The organism is Nitrosomonas sp. Is79A3 (genome assembly GCF_000219585.1).
GTDB lineage: Bacteria > Pseudomonadota > Gammaproteobacteria > Burkholderiales > Nitrosomonadaceae > Nitrosomonas.
Genome location: NC_015731.1, coordinates 1,743,886 through 1,757,399 on the forward strand (window position 1 = coordinate 1,743,886; position 13,514 = coordinate 1,757,399).

Here is a 13,514-nt window from a genome sequence, read left to right on the forward strand (position 1 = left end):
GTCTAAATGAGATTCAATAACTTTCTTATGTATTTTGAGAGTACATTTAAAGAATGCTCTAGAGTTTCGCGCGACATTGCCGGCAAAACTCTAGTAAGGGGAAGGATACAGTAATCTGATTGGGGCGTGCACTTAAAATCCAAGACTCGCAAGTAAATCATCAACTTGGTCTTGATCGCATACGACATCGGTTCGTTTTTCTGGGTTGGTGACTGGCCCATTGAGGAGTCCTTCATCTGCAGCAATATTTTTCTTGGATGGAACATTTGCAAGTAATAGATCAATAAGGTCTTTCTCCAGACTCTGCACCATATGCGTGACCTTTTTGATTACCTGGCCTGTCAGATCTTGAAAGTCTTGTGCCATCATGATTTCTAGCAATTGCGTATTCGTTGCGTTAGTTTGTTCAGGAACCTTATCGAGGTACTGAAGTGTATCAATTAATAATGTTTTGAATTTTTCTGTATCCGGGCTAGATTGATGCATCTCAAGAGCCTGTTTCCATTGTTCAGATAAATGAATTGCGTCTGTTGAAAGCTTCTCCTGAATAGGCATGGCAACCTCAGTGGCATTGAGTGTACGCTCAGCTGCTTGCTCAGTTTTGGTAGCAATATAGGATAACTTGTCCTGCGCTTCGGGTGCTTCAGCTGCAATCGATTCCAGGCGTTTATCGTACCCTAATTCCCGCAAACTATCGTGTAAGTTTCGGGTCAATTGCCCAATCTGATCAATAACTTTCTTATCAGCTGTTATTAATTCATTTTCATCAATATCATTGATTGCAGGTGTGAGTGACGTATCAGCTAACTTAATGGATTTTTTAGTTTTTGCGTTGGTCGTTTCTGGAGAAGCATCATCAGCTTTTGTTTTCATAAGACGTTTTGTATTCATTTTGGACTCGGTAGTTTGTTATGAAAAGAGATAATGTAGATTTAAACAGAGGCTTTGCTTTCCATATTCTGGAAAATTTTATTTAATTTCTCTTCAAGTGTGGCCGCAGTGAAAGGCTTTACGATATAGCCACTTGCTCCAGCTTGAGCTGCAGCTACGATATTTTCTTTTTTAGCTTCGGCAGTTACCATCAGTACGGGAATTTTTTTCAATGCCTCATTGGCGCGCACATTCTGCAGCATGGTCAATCCGTCCATATTGGGCATATTCCAATCCGACACAATAAAGTCAAAATCTCCATCTTGCAGCTTACGAAGTGCAACTGCGCCATCTTCAGCTTCATCAACATTGACAAAACCAAGTTCTTTTAGAAGGTTGCGAACGATTCTACGCATAGTAGAGAAATCATCCACTACCAAGAATTTCATATTTTTGTCAGGCATTCTTTTTCTCCGTGAATAAACTATATTTTTTGTACTACCAGAATTGCTTTGATTCTTGATTAGCAAGTCAGCTTGCTTATATGATTCTCATCTTGCCGTTGTTTTTACGACAGTGGATCACAAAAGTTTAGTTCTAAGCTGAAAAAATATTTCAATAATATGAAGAATGTAACTTTAAAATTAGGTTAAAGATTTTTATTATCTCGGGCTTGTTTGTGTTACGGAAAGCTAGGGGAATAATTAAGAGAATTTTAGAATTCTTGACGAAATATTTATTTATGAAAAAGATAAGGCTTGCAATTTTAAATTGCAGTTCAAGTTCGAGATGCAATCTTCCCTGAAGAAGTACCGGGACGGGTATTTTGGGGCACGCGGGTATTCTTGTGCTACATCTGAAACAGATGACGGAAAAGATGATCGAATAATACTTGGCGCTTTACTTTGAGCCAAATGCAAATCCAAACGATAATTCCAAAATGGAAACGGAATAAGAAACGTCGACTAAACAACATGTCTCCAGACTTACAGTCCACAACTCAAACCCGCCGCCGCCGGCTTTAGCCGGTGGTTGCTTATTGTTGATTGTGTAGACCAGCTTGATTTCCAAGTTTCTTCAGTAAAATAGCCTGCAGTTCGCTATTTACCCAAGCTTTTTTGGGTAAAGCCCAAAGTTTACTGCCTGCAAAATCCTGGCACTGTAATGCATTTTCTTCGGGCATGAGTATGACATCGGCTTCAGCAAAGTGAATGTCTTGCTGAATAAATCGATGATTCTCTGCATACGAATGTAATTCTGCATTTAAGCCGGTTTTCTGTACAAAATCAAAAAACCAGCGGGAGTTATCCGCGTCTGAAACGGCGTGTACTCGTTTGCTTTTAAAATCTGAAACCGGTTGATGGATTGCCGGGTCAACCACATTATAGGCAATTTCATTGATCAACTTCATATTGTAGGTTTTTCCCCATTTGCTCGTATCAGTATGAGGATGTTGTTTTCCGTTTGTTACGATAATGCCGGATTTCCCCAGATACTTAAGGTGCGTACGTAGAGGACCGGCAGGTAAGAGCAAACCGTTGCCGAAGCTCTGTTCGCTAAAATCAACGACAATTAACTCTATATCCCGTTCAAGACGATAATACTGCATGCCGTCATTGCAAATGATAACGTTGCATGTTGGGTGCGTATTTAGAAGCGCTTGTGCAACCACGGCTCTGTCATTTCCGACCCAGACGGGACATGATTCTCCACAATGTTGTGCTAATAAAAATGTTTTTCCACCGACGTTCATGGGATCGCTGGTGGGGGTTACAGCCTTGGGTACTCCAGGGTTATCATAATTGCCCCGTGTAATGATGCCCGGTGAAAAGCCATGTGTCAGTAAGTAATCAACCAGCCAAAGCAGCAGAGGCGTTTTGCCGCCATCATCGAAACTGATACTATCGATAATAATGACTGGCACTGGAAGCTTGACCGAAGGCAAAATATCCAGCCAGTAACATAGTTTTTTTAGAGCTAAGAACAGCCCATAGAAAACACTCAATGGCCATAACAAAAAGTGTAATGGGGTGATACGATGCCAATAGAGTTCGGACAATTTCATATTTCGTTTCTATTCAAGTTATAGTTACGAATTTGCATTTTCATTCTAGGCGGTAATCAATTTGGAATTTAAAAATTTTTGCATACCGTGTATCCGATAGGCAAGGTTTATGTGAAGATTGGGCATATGAACATTACATTTCGTTTTAACCTATTTTGTTATAAGCGCAAAAATAAACGATGAAAATATTAGTAAATCGATTACTTGTTCCTACGTTATCGGTCGATGGTAAGCAGAGAGATCCACATTATATTGCGTATACCGATTGGGGGGATCCGCAGAATCCGCATGTTGTCATATGCGTCCATGGGTTAACACGTAATTGCCGTGATTTCGATTATCTTGCACGTGCCCTACAATCGGATTGTAGGGTGATTTCTGTTGATGTCGTGGGACGAGGTCAAAGTGATTGGCTGGCGCATGCGCATGACTATGATTATTACCCGCTATACCTCTCAGACGCGATGGCATTAGTGGCTCATATCCAGGCGCAATACCAAACAAAGATTACACTGGATTGGGTGGGAATTTCGATGGGGGGATTGATCGGAATGATTCTGGCGATACAGCCGAATCTGCCTTTTGCAATCAACAAATTGATACTGAGCGATATTGGCCCATTGATTCCTGCGGTTGCCCTGAAAAGAATTGCTGATTATGTAGGTAAAGATCCGCGTTTTGCTAGTTTCGAGGAATTTAAACAGTATATGAAAGTGATTTCTGCGTCCTTTGGCCCATTAACTGAAGAGCAGTGGAATCATATGGCTATTCACAGTGCACGTGAATATGCCGATGGATCCTACGGTTTCCGCTATGACCCAAGAATTGCAATCAGCTTTATAGATCGTGAAATCAAGGACATTGATTTATGGGAACAATGGGATCAGTTAGTTAATCCTACTCTGGTCTTACGTGGCATCGAGTCGGACATATTAACGGCTGAAACTGCTGCACAAATGCAGGTGCGTGGCGCAAAAGCCAGAATCGTCGAATTGCCCGGTGTCGGTCATGCTCCGATGCTGATGGATGACGAGCAGATTAAAATCGTGCGGGACTTTATTTTGAAATAGTGTGCCGTTATATTTTGAACACTCAATAACGAATTTTTAGCGATCCCACAAAAAATCAGCGAGATTTTTCTCCGTCCCTTCAGCATTATTCCATCCCAGGATATGCTAATAAATTGCTGATAAATCATTCTTTTCATATGGAATTATCGTATTTTCTTCTGAAGAATTACACCTTGAAATAAGCCCTTCGCTGCTGCGACAAAATGCCGCGCGGCAATTTGTCACATTCCCAACTGCATTCGTTTAATTTAAATTTCACACAAAATAATTACAGCGAATGATTTTTTTATCGAGAAGCACACACCGATACTAGAAACATAAGCCAGTAAATTTTGACCTGCCGGAGTAGCAAGTGAATTACGCTGCTCAATGAATAAGGTAATGAATTTAGAGCAAACAGGGAGATTTTATGCGATTACCGCCATTAGTTAGTCCTGTAGAAGAGTTGAGTAAACATGAGATTTCACGCTATAGCCGCCACTTATTAATTCCTGAAGTGGGTCTGGAAGGTCAAAAGCGGCTCAAAAGCAGTAAGGTTTTAGTAATCGGTGCCGGGGGGTTAGGTTCTCCTACGCTGCTTTATCTCGCAGCTGCCGGTGTGGGCACATTGGGCATCATTGATTTCGATGTGGTGGATGAGTCTAATTTGCAAAGACAGATTATTCACGGCCAGTCCGATATCAGCCGATTGAAATCTGAGAGTGCGCGGGACTCGATCAATGAATTGAATCCATATGTTCGTGTACAACTTCACAGTGAACGCCTTGAAGTTACTAATGCCGGAAAGATTATTTCAGGGTATGACTTGATTGTGGATGGCACAGATAATTTTGCTACACGCTATTTGGTGAACGATGCCTGTGTTTTGGCCGGAAAACCTTATGTATGGGGATCTATTTACCGGTTTGAGGGACAAGTCTCCGTATTTTGGGAAGATGCACCCGGCGGAAAGGGTTTGAACTATCGTGATCTGTATCCCGAACCGCCTCCAGCAGAAATGGCGCCATCCTGTGCAGAAGGCGGTGTGTTGGGCATTCTTTGCGCATCGATTGGCGCCATGATGGCAACAGAAGCAATTAAATTGATTACCGGAATCGGTGAAACTTTGTTGGGGCGGCTGGCAGTCTACGATGCTTTGGACATGAGCTACCGGTTTATTCCACTACACCAGGCACCGGTACGGACCCCGGTCACTCAATTGATCGATTATCAAAGATTCTGTGGTGTAGCTCCTCGCCCAACCCATGATAGCGGCACCAATGTCCCTGTGATCAGTGCGCGAGAGTTAAAAGCCATACAAGAAAAAGGTGCCGATGTACAACTCATCGATGTTCGCGGGATCGAAGAATGGAATATCGTTCATATTGAAGGCGCTACGCTTATTCCAAAAAACCAAATAATGTCGGAAGAAGTTTTGTCCACAATGAATAAGGAGGACTTCATTGTTCTTCATTGCAAAATGGGGATGCGTTCTCGCGATGTGCTTGTTGAAATGCAGAAATATGGTTTTACCAACGTGAAAAGTTTAGACGGTGGAATTCTTGCGTGGATCAAGGATGTCGATCAGTCTCTGCCAACCTATTAAGTAAGCAACTAAACAAAAAAGTTACTCTGGATTTTGGCAACCAGAAATAATCGTTCTCGTTGAATTTTAGGGGTCATGCTTCTTTGGAAAAGAAGACATATTTTATGGATAAAGCATAAGTTTTTTATATTTAGGAGATTAGAAATTATGTTGACGATACATTCTAAGCTGGTTAATGCCATGATCACTCAAGCATTGAATGACCATCCAATTGAAACCTGTGGTGTCATTGCTGGTCCCGCAGGATCCAATCTGCCATTGCGTCTAATACCAATGCGAAACATGGCGCAATCGGATAACTTTTTCCAATTTGATCCGCAGCAGCAGCTTCAGGTTTGGAAAGAGATGGATGCGCGCTGCGAAGAGCCCATTGTTATCTATCATTCACACACTGATTCTCAAGCTTATCCGAGTCATACTGACGTTGAATTTGCAACCGAACCCCAGTCGCATTACGTCATTATTCCGACGAATTTTCTCTATAAAGAGGAAATCCGCAGCTTCCGCATTGTCGACCGGATGATCATTGAAGAAAGAGTCCGGATAGTTCATCAATATCAAGCTGAGTTGGAATTACAGATGGTTGCCTAACACCAGCGCAAGAAAAAATACAGATTGTGCAATTATAGAATCAATCGGAATAGATTAATTCCTGCATAACTTTCCATTCGAACCACCCACTGGGTTCATGTTTTTTAAACCACATAAGCTATTCAAAGAAGGTGAAACGATGTCAATCACAGTAATTATTCCAACCATATTAAGGCCTCTTACGAATGATCAGAAACGCATCAATATGAGTGGCGGATTCAGAGTGTCTGAAGTTATCGATGAAATGGAGCAACAGTTTCCGGGCATCAAAGCAAAGCTGATTGCTGGAGGGGCCGCTCATCGTTTTATCAATATCTATGTGAACGATAACGACATCCGTTTTTGTGACGGTCTCGCAACAAGCCTGCAAGATGGTGATGTCTTGACCATTTTGCCTGCTGTCGCCGGAGGATAAGCTGATTTTATATCTGGTTCACACAAATAAATAACAGTATCGATAGCCATGAATAAACCATTAAATGATTGCGTTATCGCGGGGTCATTAAAAAATCCAGCTGCTCATTTTGCTGCGACAGCATTTTCGTTGCTTTACCAATCCAGTACATTAGGGATGGAAATTGAATGCAGTGATCATCCTGCGACGAATGCAATGCTGTCTTTTGCATTCAAGACACCCTATACCTCACCGGTCACTTGCGAAGTGATTGGATGGGATGACAGTGATCAACCGGCTGCTTTCTCCGAAAATATCATGCAAGCAGCTTGCGGCATTATGTCGGTACATGGGCGTGCAAGCGGCAAAACTCAACCGCTGGGATTGAATTATGTTTCAACGTTGACTGCCGCGCTGGCACTGCAGGGCGGTGTTGCTGCTGCAATCGGTCAATTGCGAGGCCTCAGCGTATCGAATAGCTGTGTTTCCATGGCATCTGCAGCCCTACTTAGTGGAATCCAATATATTGCTGACGCAACGGCGGCAGAATCACCCGAGCGCTTATTGCCGGAAAGTGTTGTGTATCCAGCAGCACCGCCTTTCGTATCCTCGGATGGTGTTGTCTTTGAACTCGAAACACTGAGCGCTGATCCTTGGCTAAAGTTTTGGACTCGGCTGGGTGTTAACTCAGCCTTGGCAGGTAAAGGCTGGACTGCTTTTTTATTGCGCTACGCCAGAGCTATCGCGCCTATTCCCAATGAACTGGTTAATGCAATTTCCAAAGTAACGTATCAGCAAATTGCGGTTTTATGTTTGAATACGGGCATGTCTATTTTCCCGGTACGAAAAATAGACGAAAGGCTCGATGATGAGCATTTCAAATATGAATGGCTTAAGGGACCGTGGACATTTGATTTTAAAACGGACCGCAATAATGTTCAGGCAAAACCGGCCAGCAATTCGCTCCCGCTCAGCGGGCTTAGGGTTGTTGAATCGTGCCGTCGTATTCAAGGTCCATTGGCGGGGCACTTGCTTGCGCTATTGGGTGCTGAAGTTATTCGGATAGAGCCCCCAGGCGGAGATCCGTTACGTGGAATGCCGCCGATGTCGGAAGGTTGTTCCGCCCGTTTCGATGCCATCAACCGGCTGAAAACAGTTCGTGAAATTGATATCAAATCTTCATCGGGCCAGGCTGAGATGACAGAGCTGATTCGATATGCAGATGTTTTTCTGCACAATTGGGCCCCCAACAAAGCTGCACAATTAAATCTTGATTATTGCGATTTGCTGGATCTGAATCCAGCCCTGGTTTACGCCTATGCAGCCGGTTGGACAACCGATGAGAGCATATTTTCTCCATTGAATGCCATACCGGGCACTGACTTTATGGTGCAAGCCTATTCCGGTGTAGCGCAGAAAATTTCCGAAACATGCGGGACTCAAGGCGGATCGTTATTTACCTTGCTGGATGTGCTCGGTGGTGTCATTGCAGCCCAAGGCATTACCATCGCCTTGCTCAATCGCTGTATGAATAATACCGGAGCCAAAGTGACTTCGTCGCTACTGAGTGCTGCTACATTTTTGTGTGCCGATGACTTTCAAAAGCGGCATCATTCCTTCGATATCAATGCAATTTCAAGAAGCATACTGAATGCGGTCTATATTACCCGGCAGGGGAAAATTGCGATCGAGTGCTGTGACGACAAAACAATGCAGCGATGCATCAAAACGCTTGGCATTATTGCGGAGAGTGAACCATTAGAGCTTGAGCTGCGCTTGAGTGAGTTATTCCTGATAAAAACTGCGGAAGAATGGGTTGCAATCCTGCAGCGAGTTGATGTTCCAGCCGCCGTTGTAATTGAAAATCTTACAGATTTACATAACAACACGCACTTTAGATCACGCTTGTCTCTAGGATCTTATACCAAAGTTGCTTCTCCTTGGAGTTTTCGATGAATCACTCGGGCATTATAGATTTAGTTCCTGGTGAAATTCGCAATCAGTGGATACAGAATGGCGCCTACCCAAACAAATCTTTGTACGCGTTGTTTTGCGAACATGTGCAGCAGAATCCTGGAAAGGCAGCGGTAATTTCTCTGGATCAAACGATAACTTACGCGGAGTTGCAACACAAGGTTTCCTGTTTGGCTGCCAGCTTACGCGCCTTAGGCGTTGTTGCGGGAGATGTGATTGCCTATCAGCTTAGTAATAGTTGGTATCACTGTGCGATTGATCTGGCGGCGGCTGCCTTGGGCGCAATTGTTGCGCCTTTCCCGCCGGGTCGCGGACGCCTCGATATTCAATCGCTATTAAAACGATGTGATGCCCGTGTCATTATTGTTGAGCCAAACTTCGTTCAAATGGATTTATGCGAACTCATCGAATCGTTAAGACCGACTTTACTGTCATTGCGGATTCTTATTGTCGACGGTGAAGCACGGGATGGCTGGCATACTCTGGATTCACTATTTCAATCCATGCCGATTGAATCGAGTCAATTGCCAGCAATCGACTCCAATTCTCTGGTCCGGTTCTTAATCTCCTCGGGAACAGAATCAGATCCCAAGTGGATCGCTTACTCTCACAATGCATTGGCTGGCGGGCGAGGGCGTTTTCTGCAACGCATCCACCCGGATGGCAGTACCTTCCGGGGGCTTTATTTGATGCCATTAGGAACAGCGTTTGGTTCTACCGCAACATTCGGGATTTTATCCTGGTTAGGCGGATCGGTACTGGTTCTGCGGCAATTCGATGCCGCTATTGCTATTCGCGCCATTGCGGAGCTTAAGCCCACGCATATTTTTGGAGTTCCCACCATGTTTCAGCGCATGGCTGCAGATCCGGTCTTGGCAGAAACAGATACCTCCAGTCTGATCGCAATCATCAGCGGCGGGGCAAAAATTGATGAAGCTTCGATTCGCCGATGCTCCGAAGCATTTAAATGCGGCTTTATCAGCCTGTACGGCTCGGCGGATGGTGTTAATTGCCATACCACTCTCGAGGATAGTTTGGAAATCATTTTGCATAAGACCGGGCGGCCTAATCCGGATGTTTGTTCGATCAGAATTGTCGATGATTACAAGCAGGAAGTGGCGCACGGTTGCATCGGTGAAGTAGCCGCCAGAGGTCCCATAACGCCGATGCAATATGTGAATAATCCAGAACTGGACGCGCTTTACCGTGACAAGGAAGGTTGGGTATATACCGGAGATCTCGGATTTATCGATAACCATGGGTATTTGGTGCTAGCTGGGCGGAAAAAGGAAATCATTATTCGAGGGGGTGTCAACATCAGTCCTGCGCAAATTGAAAATATCGCTGCATCCCACCCGAATGTTGTCAGCGCTGTTTGCATACCGGTTGCTGATGAAGATTTAGGTCATCGGATTTGCCTCTGTCTGGTCATGCGCGACGGAATAGAACGGCCATCCTTAGCGCAATTCATTCGCTATTTGCTTGATCAAGGATTGGAAAAAAACAAGCTGCCGGAGTATTTGCGCTACTTAAGGCAACTGCCGCTGGGTCCGGCAGGAAAAGTTGATAAAAAACAGCTTATTGCTGAGCTGGAGATGACACAATTCAGGCGTAATGCGACAACGCTGAATACAGTGGATCTTACGGCAAGGACGTATTAATGCGGGAACAAAATAGAAAATCAGCACATACGGAATTAGCCCGGTCACTTGCGCGCCAAGTGAGTGCATTTGTCGATGAAGTGATTATTCCGAACGAATCGCTGTTAGCAGAAACGGGAGAGGTTTCCCTTCGATTGCAGGTTGATTTGATGAATAAAGCGAGATTGGCTGGATTATGTGGCTTGTTTTATCCGTTATCGCATGGCGGAAAAATAGCTTCTCTCGAAGATTATTTAATCGTTGCAGAGCAGGAAGGACGGACGGAGTTTTCTCAAACAATCTTTGGCAGCCATACTGCGCTTGATGCGCATATGCTTTTAAAATTCGGTAACGAAGCGATTCGCAGGCAATTTCTGGAATCCATGGTGACCGAAAATGCCATACCGAGTTACGGCATGACAGAGCCTGGTCACAGCGGATCGATCCCAAGCCTTATTACGACTACTGCCCAGCTGTCTAATGGAAGCTGGCATATCAATGGCAGAAAATGGTTTATTTCCAACGCAGACCGGGCTACTTTTATGACTGTTTTAGTTCGGACTGCCGGAGCAGATACCACGCTAAACAGCGCACTTTCAATGATTATCGTGCCGATGGATACCCCGGGAGTCAAAATTGAGCGGCAACTCACGATGATGGGACATTCGTATGGTCAAGGAGAGATTTCTTTCACTGCCGTGCAAGTGCCTGAGCATAATCTATTAGGCGCATATGGAAGCGGTCTTGATTTAATGAACAAACGGCTTGGGTTAGGCCGGCTGTTGCGTGCCATGAACTGGATTGGACTGGCGCAACGATGTATGGATTTAATGGGTGCTCGTATTCATTCAATACAGGGAAAATTTAGCCGGTTGGCTGACAAGCAACTCGTGCGCCAGCATATCTTTAATACTTTTCAGGCGATTGTGAGTGCACGCGAACTCATCCGCATTGCTGCACGCGGTGTTGATGCGCAGAATCCCAATGAAATCGCAATTAATGTCGCGAAAATGACCGCTTCACGTGCATTATGCATTGCTTCGGATTGCGCGATGCAACTCTATGGCGCCGAAGGTCTCAGCGATTTAACACCGCTTTACGGGATCAATAGGATAGCGCGCACATCCCGTATTTTGGATGGGAATGATGAATCGCTGATCAGCTCGGTAGGGCGCCGACTCATTAATCACTATCAACAACAAACTGTTTATCCGTTTGACTGATTTTATTCCAATGGATCAGTTGAATAGTGATGAGATTTTCTTTTCAGGTCACCCGTTATGTCAATAGCTTCCAGTAAGTTACCGAATTCAGCAATTGTTGAACGTCTGCTGCAGATTGTTTTGGTATTCGCGATGACATTACCCATGCTCATCTTATATGCCACCAGCACACTCGGACCACTCTTGAGTCAGGATTTGCATTTCGAGCCGGAATTGTTAGGTTATCTGGTGATGAGTTCATTTGGTTTGGCAGCCGTTTTATCGCTGTGCGCTGGCGCTATTGTCGATTACATCGGTTCACGATCCGCATTGCTGGTACTTTTTTATGCCATCGCAGCCGCTTTTACGCTGATTGCACTGGCTGAAAATTTCTATGGCTTAGTCGTAGCTGCAGCGATTTGCGGGATCGCACAGGCACTTGCCAATCCGGTCACCAATTTACTCATCGCACAGCAGATTCCATCCGAGAAAAAAGCCAGAGTAGTAGGACTTAAACAGTCCGGCGTTCAGCTTGCAGCACTTTTTGCTGGCTTGGTGTTACCTGCGATCGCGTTTCATTATGGCTGGCGTACTGCATTTAGCATCATTGTTCCAGTGGCTGTGTTATTTGTGATTACGACACTTTTTATTATTCCCAAGCAACACACAAGAGCAGGTAATGGGCTGACATTCTCAGCTCCAACTTCATTATTGCTGTGGTTAATGGGTATTCAGTTTTGCGTCGGCATAGCACTCTCCGCATTCGTCACTTTCTTGCCAACCTTTGCATCACAACATGGCATGCCGCTGTTTTGGGCCGATATGCTTATTGCTGTTTTCGGGATCATGGGAATGTTCTCCAGAATCATGCTGACGCCGATGGGCGCTAAGCTCAAGGATGAATCATTGCTGCTTTTCGGCCTTATCGCGATTGCCGCTTGTGCCATGGCGATTACCATGCATACAGATCCGGAAAGTCACTGGCGCTTATGGGTAGGTGCAGTTGGCGTTGGTCTGACTGCAGTGGGGACTAATGCGATAGCAATGAGTATGTTGATTAGAGACCCGGCCTTCGGTCCAGTGACGACTGCATCCAGCTATGTTTCGTTTGCTTTCTTTTCTGGTTTTGCGCTGGGTCCTCCACTATATGCTGCATTGTCCGGTTATTCCGGTAATTTACTGTTGAGTTGGGGAGCGTTGATCAGCGTGTTGTGTGCCGCTTGTATGATGACAGTGATATTGGCATCGGTGCGCCGGCATAAAGTGCAAGCATTAACGTAACTGTAGATTGTCCTGTTTTAATTGTTGATCGCTATGTCGCTTTAAGAAATTCTATCACCTCATGAACAAACAAATCCGGCGCCGTTCTCATAGCGCTATGTTGCTGACCGGGAAGAATGCCCATGTGGCTGTTGGACAAGCTTTGCTGAAGTGTCTCTGCAGTAGCATAGCGGCGCGGATGACTGTCTCCACCGACCAGGAGTAAAACCGGATTTTGCAACGAATGGAATCTTTGTGGCTTAAAAACATAGCGATCGATACTTTGCAACTCGCGCAGAATAGTGTGCGCTGCGGCAATTCGGATTGGCCAATTTGATCCCGCTTGCAACGCAACAATCTCCTGATTGGGTGCTTTGAGCAGATCACGAAAAAATAGTAACAGGGATTCTTCGCGGTTCCCATTATCCAGCAGCTTTTGCAGCCGTAATTCAAGTTCCGTCGACCAGTCGCTTCCTGTCAGTGAAATCGATGGTTCATAAAGGACGAGTTTATTTATGTTTGAAGTCATAAGCGTAGATTCCAAAGCACAAAGTCCGCCAAAAGAATGCCCGAGAAGATGGACGCTGCCACCGATCGCATCAACGACAGCGGCGATATCTTCACATTCGCGCTGCAAAGTGTAGTTGTTGACATCACCGCTCTGGCCGCGGCCGCGCCGGTCCATGCTCCATACATTGAAGTGCTGCTGCAGCTCAGCGAGTGTTGATACCCATGCGGAGTGATCCCCGGTTGTGCCATGCACCAGTAACAGCGGCTTTCCAGTACCACAATGCCAACAGGCAATCGGCGTGCCGTCTTTTGAGGTTATATGTTCCATGGTTATTTAAGTTTTGTTTGGAATT

At 44.9% G+C, this 13,514-nt stretch carries 12 protein-coding genes; 8 read left to right on the plus strand and 4 right to left on the minus strand.

Features of this window, described 5'->3' with window-relative positions; all coding sequences use genetic code 11:
- Window positions 1-132: 132 nt before the first annotated feature.
- From cheZ to lpxK, 3 genes are all read right to left on the minus strand, one after another.
- Window positions 133-891, minus strand: a complete 759-nt coding sequence (gene cheZ / locus NIT79A3_RS08055) for a protein phosphatase CheZ (RefSeq protein WP_013965718.1) — start codon at window positions 889-891, stop codon at window positions 133-135.
- Window positions 892-932: 41 nt separating this feature from the next.
- On the minus strand, window positions 933-1,334 hold the full coding sequence (cheY, locus tag NIT79A3_RS08060) for a chemotaxis response regulator CheY (RefSeq protein WP_013965719.1): 402 nt from the start codon (window positions 1,332-1,334) through the stop codon (window positions 933-935).
- Between the two features lie 572 nt (window positions 1,335-1,906).
- The gene (gene lpxK / locus NIT79A3_RS08065) at window positions 1,907-2,935 is read right to left on the minus strand and encodes a tetraacyldisaccharide 4'-kinase (protein ID WP_013965720.1); all 1,029 of its coding nucleotides are present in this window, start codon (window positions 2,933-2,935) and stop codon (window positions 1,907-1,909) included.
- 179 nt (window positions 2,936-3,114) lie between these two features.
- On the opposite strand from lpxK, the gene NIT79A3_RS08070 reads away from it, so the two are divergent.
- The 8 genes from NIT79A3_RS08070 (at window position 3,115) to NIT79A3_RS08105 (ending at window position 12,672) form a co-directional block, all read left to right on the plus strand.
- A complete protein-coding gene (locus NIT79A3_RS08070) occupies window positions 3,115-4,005 on the plus strand; it encodes an alpha/beta hydrolase (RefSeq protein ID WP_013965721.1) in 891 nt (296 codons plus the stop codon).
- Between the two features lie 409 nt (window positions 4,006-4,414).
- Window positions 4,415-5,590 (plus strand): molybdopterin-synthase adenylyltransferase MoeB, encoded by a 1,176-nt coding sequence (gene moeB / locus NIT79A3_RS08075; protein WP_013965722.1) that lies wholly within the window; start codon window positions 4,415-4,417, stop codon window positions 5,588-5,590.
- A 147-nt stretch (window positions 5,591-5,737) separates the two neighbouring features.
- Window positions 5,738-6,181: a M67 family metallopeptidase gene (locus tag NIT79A3_RS08080; protein ID WP_013965723.1), complete on the plus strand. Its 444-nt coding sequence runs from the start codon at window positions 5,738-5,740 to the stop codon at window positions 6,179-6,181.
- A 139-nt stretch (window positions 6,182-6,320) separates the two neighbouring features.
- Complete coding sequence (locus NIT79A3_RS08085; protein ID WP_041360770.1) at window positions 6,321-6,596, plus strand: MoaD/ThiS family protein; 276 nt, start codon at window positions 6,321-6,323, stop codon at window positions 6,594-6,596.
- Window positions 6,597-6,644: 48 nt separating this feature from the next.
- The gene (locus NIT79A3_RS08090; protein ID WP_013965725.1) at window positions 6,645-8,531 is read left to right on the plus strand and encodes a CoA transferase; all 1,887 of its coding nucleotides are present in this window, start codon (window positions 6,645-6,647) and stop codon (window positions 8,529-8,531) included.
- A complete protein-coding gene (locus NIT79A3_RS08095; RefSeq protein WP_013965726.1) occupies window positions 8,528-10,210 on the plus strand; it encodes a class I adenylate-forming enzyme family protein in 1,683 nt (560 codons plus the stop codon). Before NIT79A3_RS08090 ends, NIT79A3_RS08095 begins: the two co-directional genes overlap by 4 nt.
- A complete protein-coding gene (locus NIT79A3_RS08100) occupies window positions 10,210-11,412 on the plus strand; it encodes an acyl-CoA dehydrogenase family protein (protein WP_013965727.1) in 1,203 nt (400 codons plus the stop codon). Before NIT79A3_RS08095 ends, NIT79A3_RS08100 begins: the two co-directional genes overlap by 1 nt.
- Window positions 11,413-11,469: 57 nt before the next feature.
- Window positions 11,470-12,672, plus strand: coding sequence for an MFS transporter (locus tag NIT79A3_RS08105; protein ID WP_013965728.1), 1,203 nt, complete (start codon window positions 11,470-11,472; stop codon window positions 12,670-12,672).
- Window positions 12,673-12,703: 31 nt separating this feature from the next.
- On the opposite strand, the gene NIT79A3_RS08110 is transcribed toward NIT79A3_RS08105, so the two are convergent.
- Complete coding sequence (locus tag NIT79A3_RS08110; protein ID WP_013965729.1) at window positions 12,704-13,489, minus strand: alpha/beta hydrolase; 786 nt, start codon at window positions 13,487-13,489, stop codon at window positions 12,704-12,706.
- Window positions 13,490-13,514: the final 25 nt, after the last annotated feature.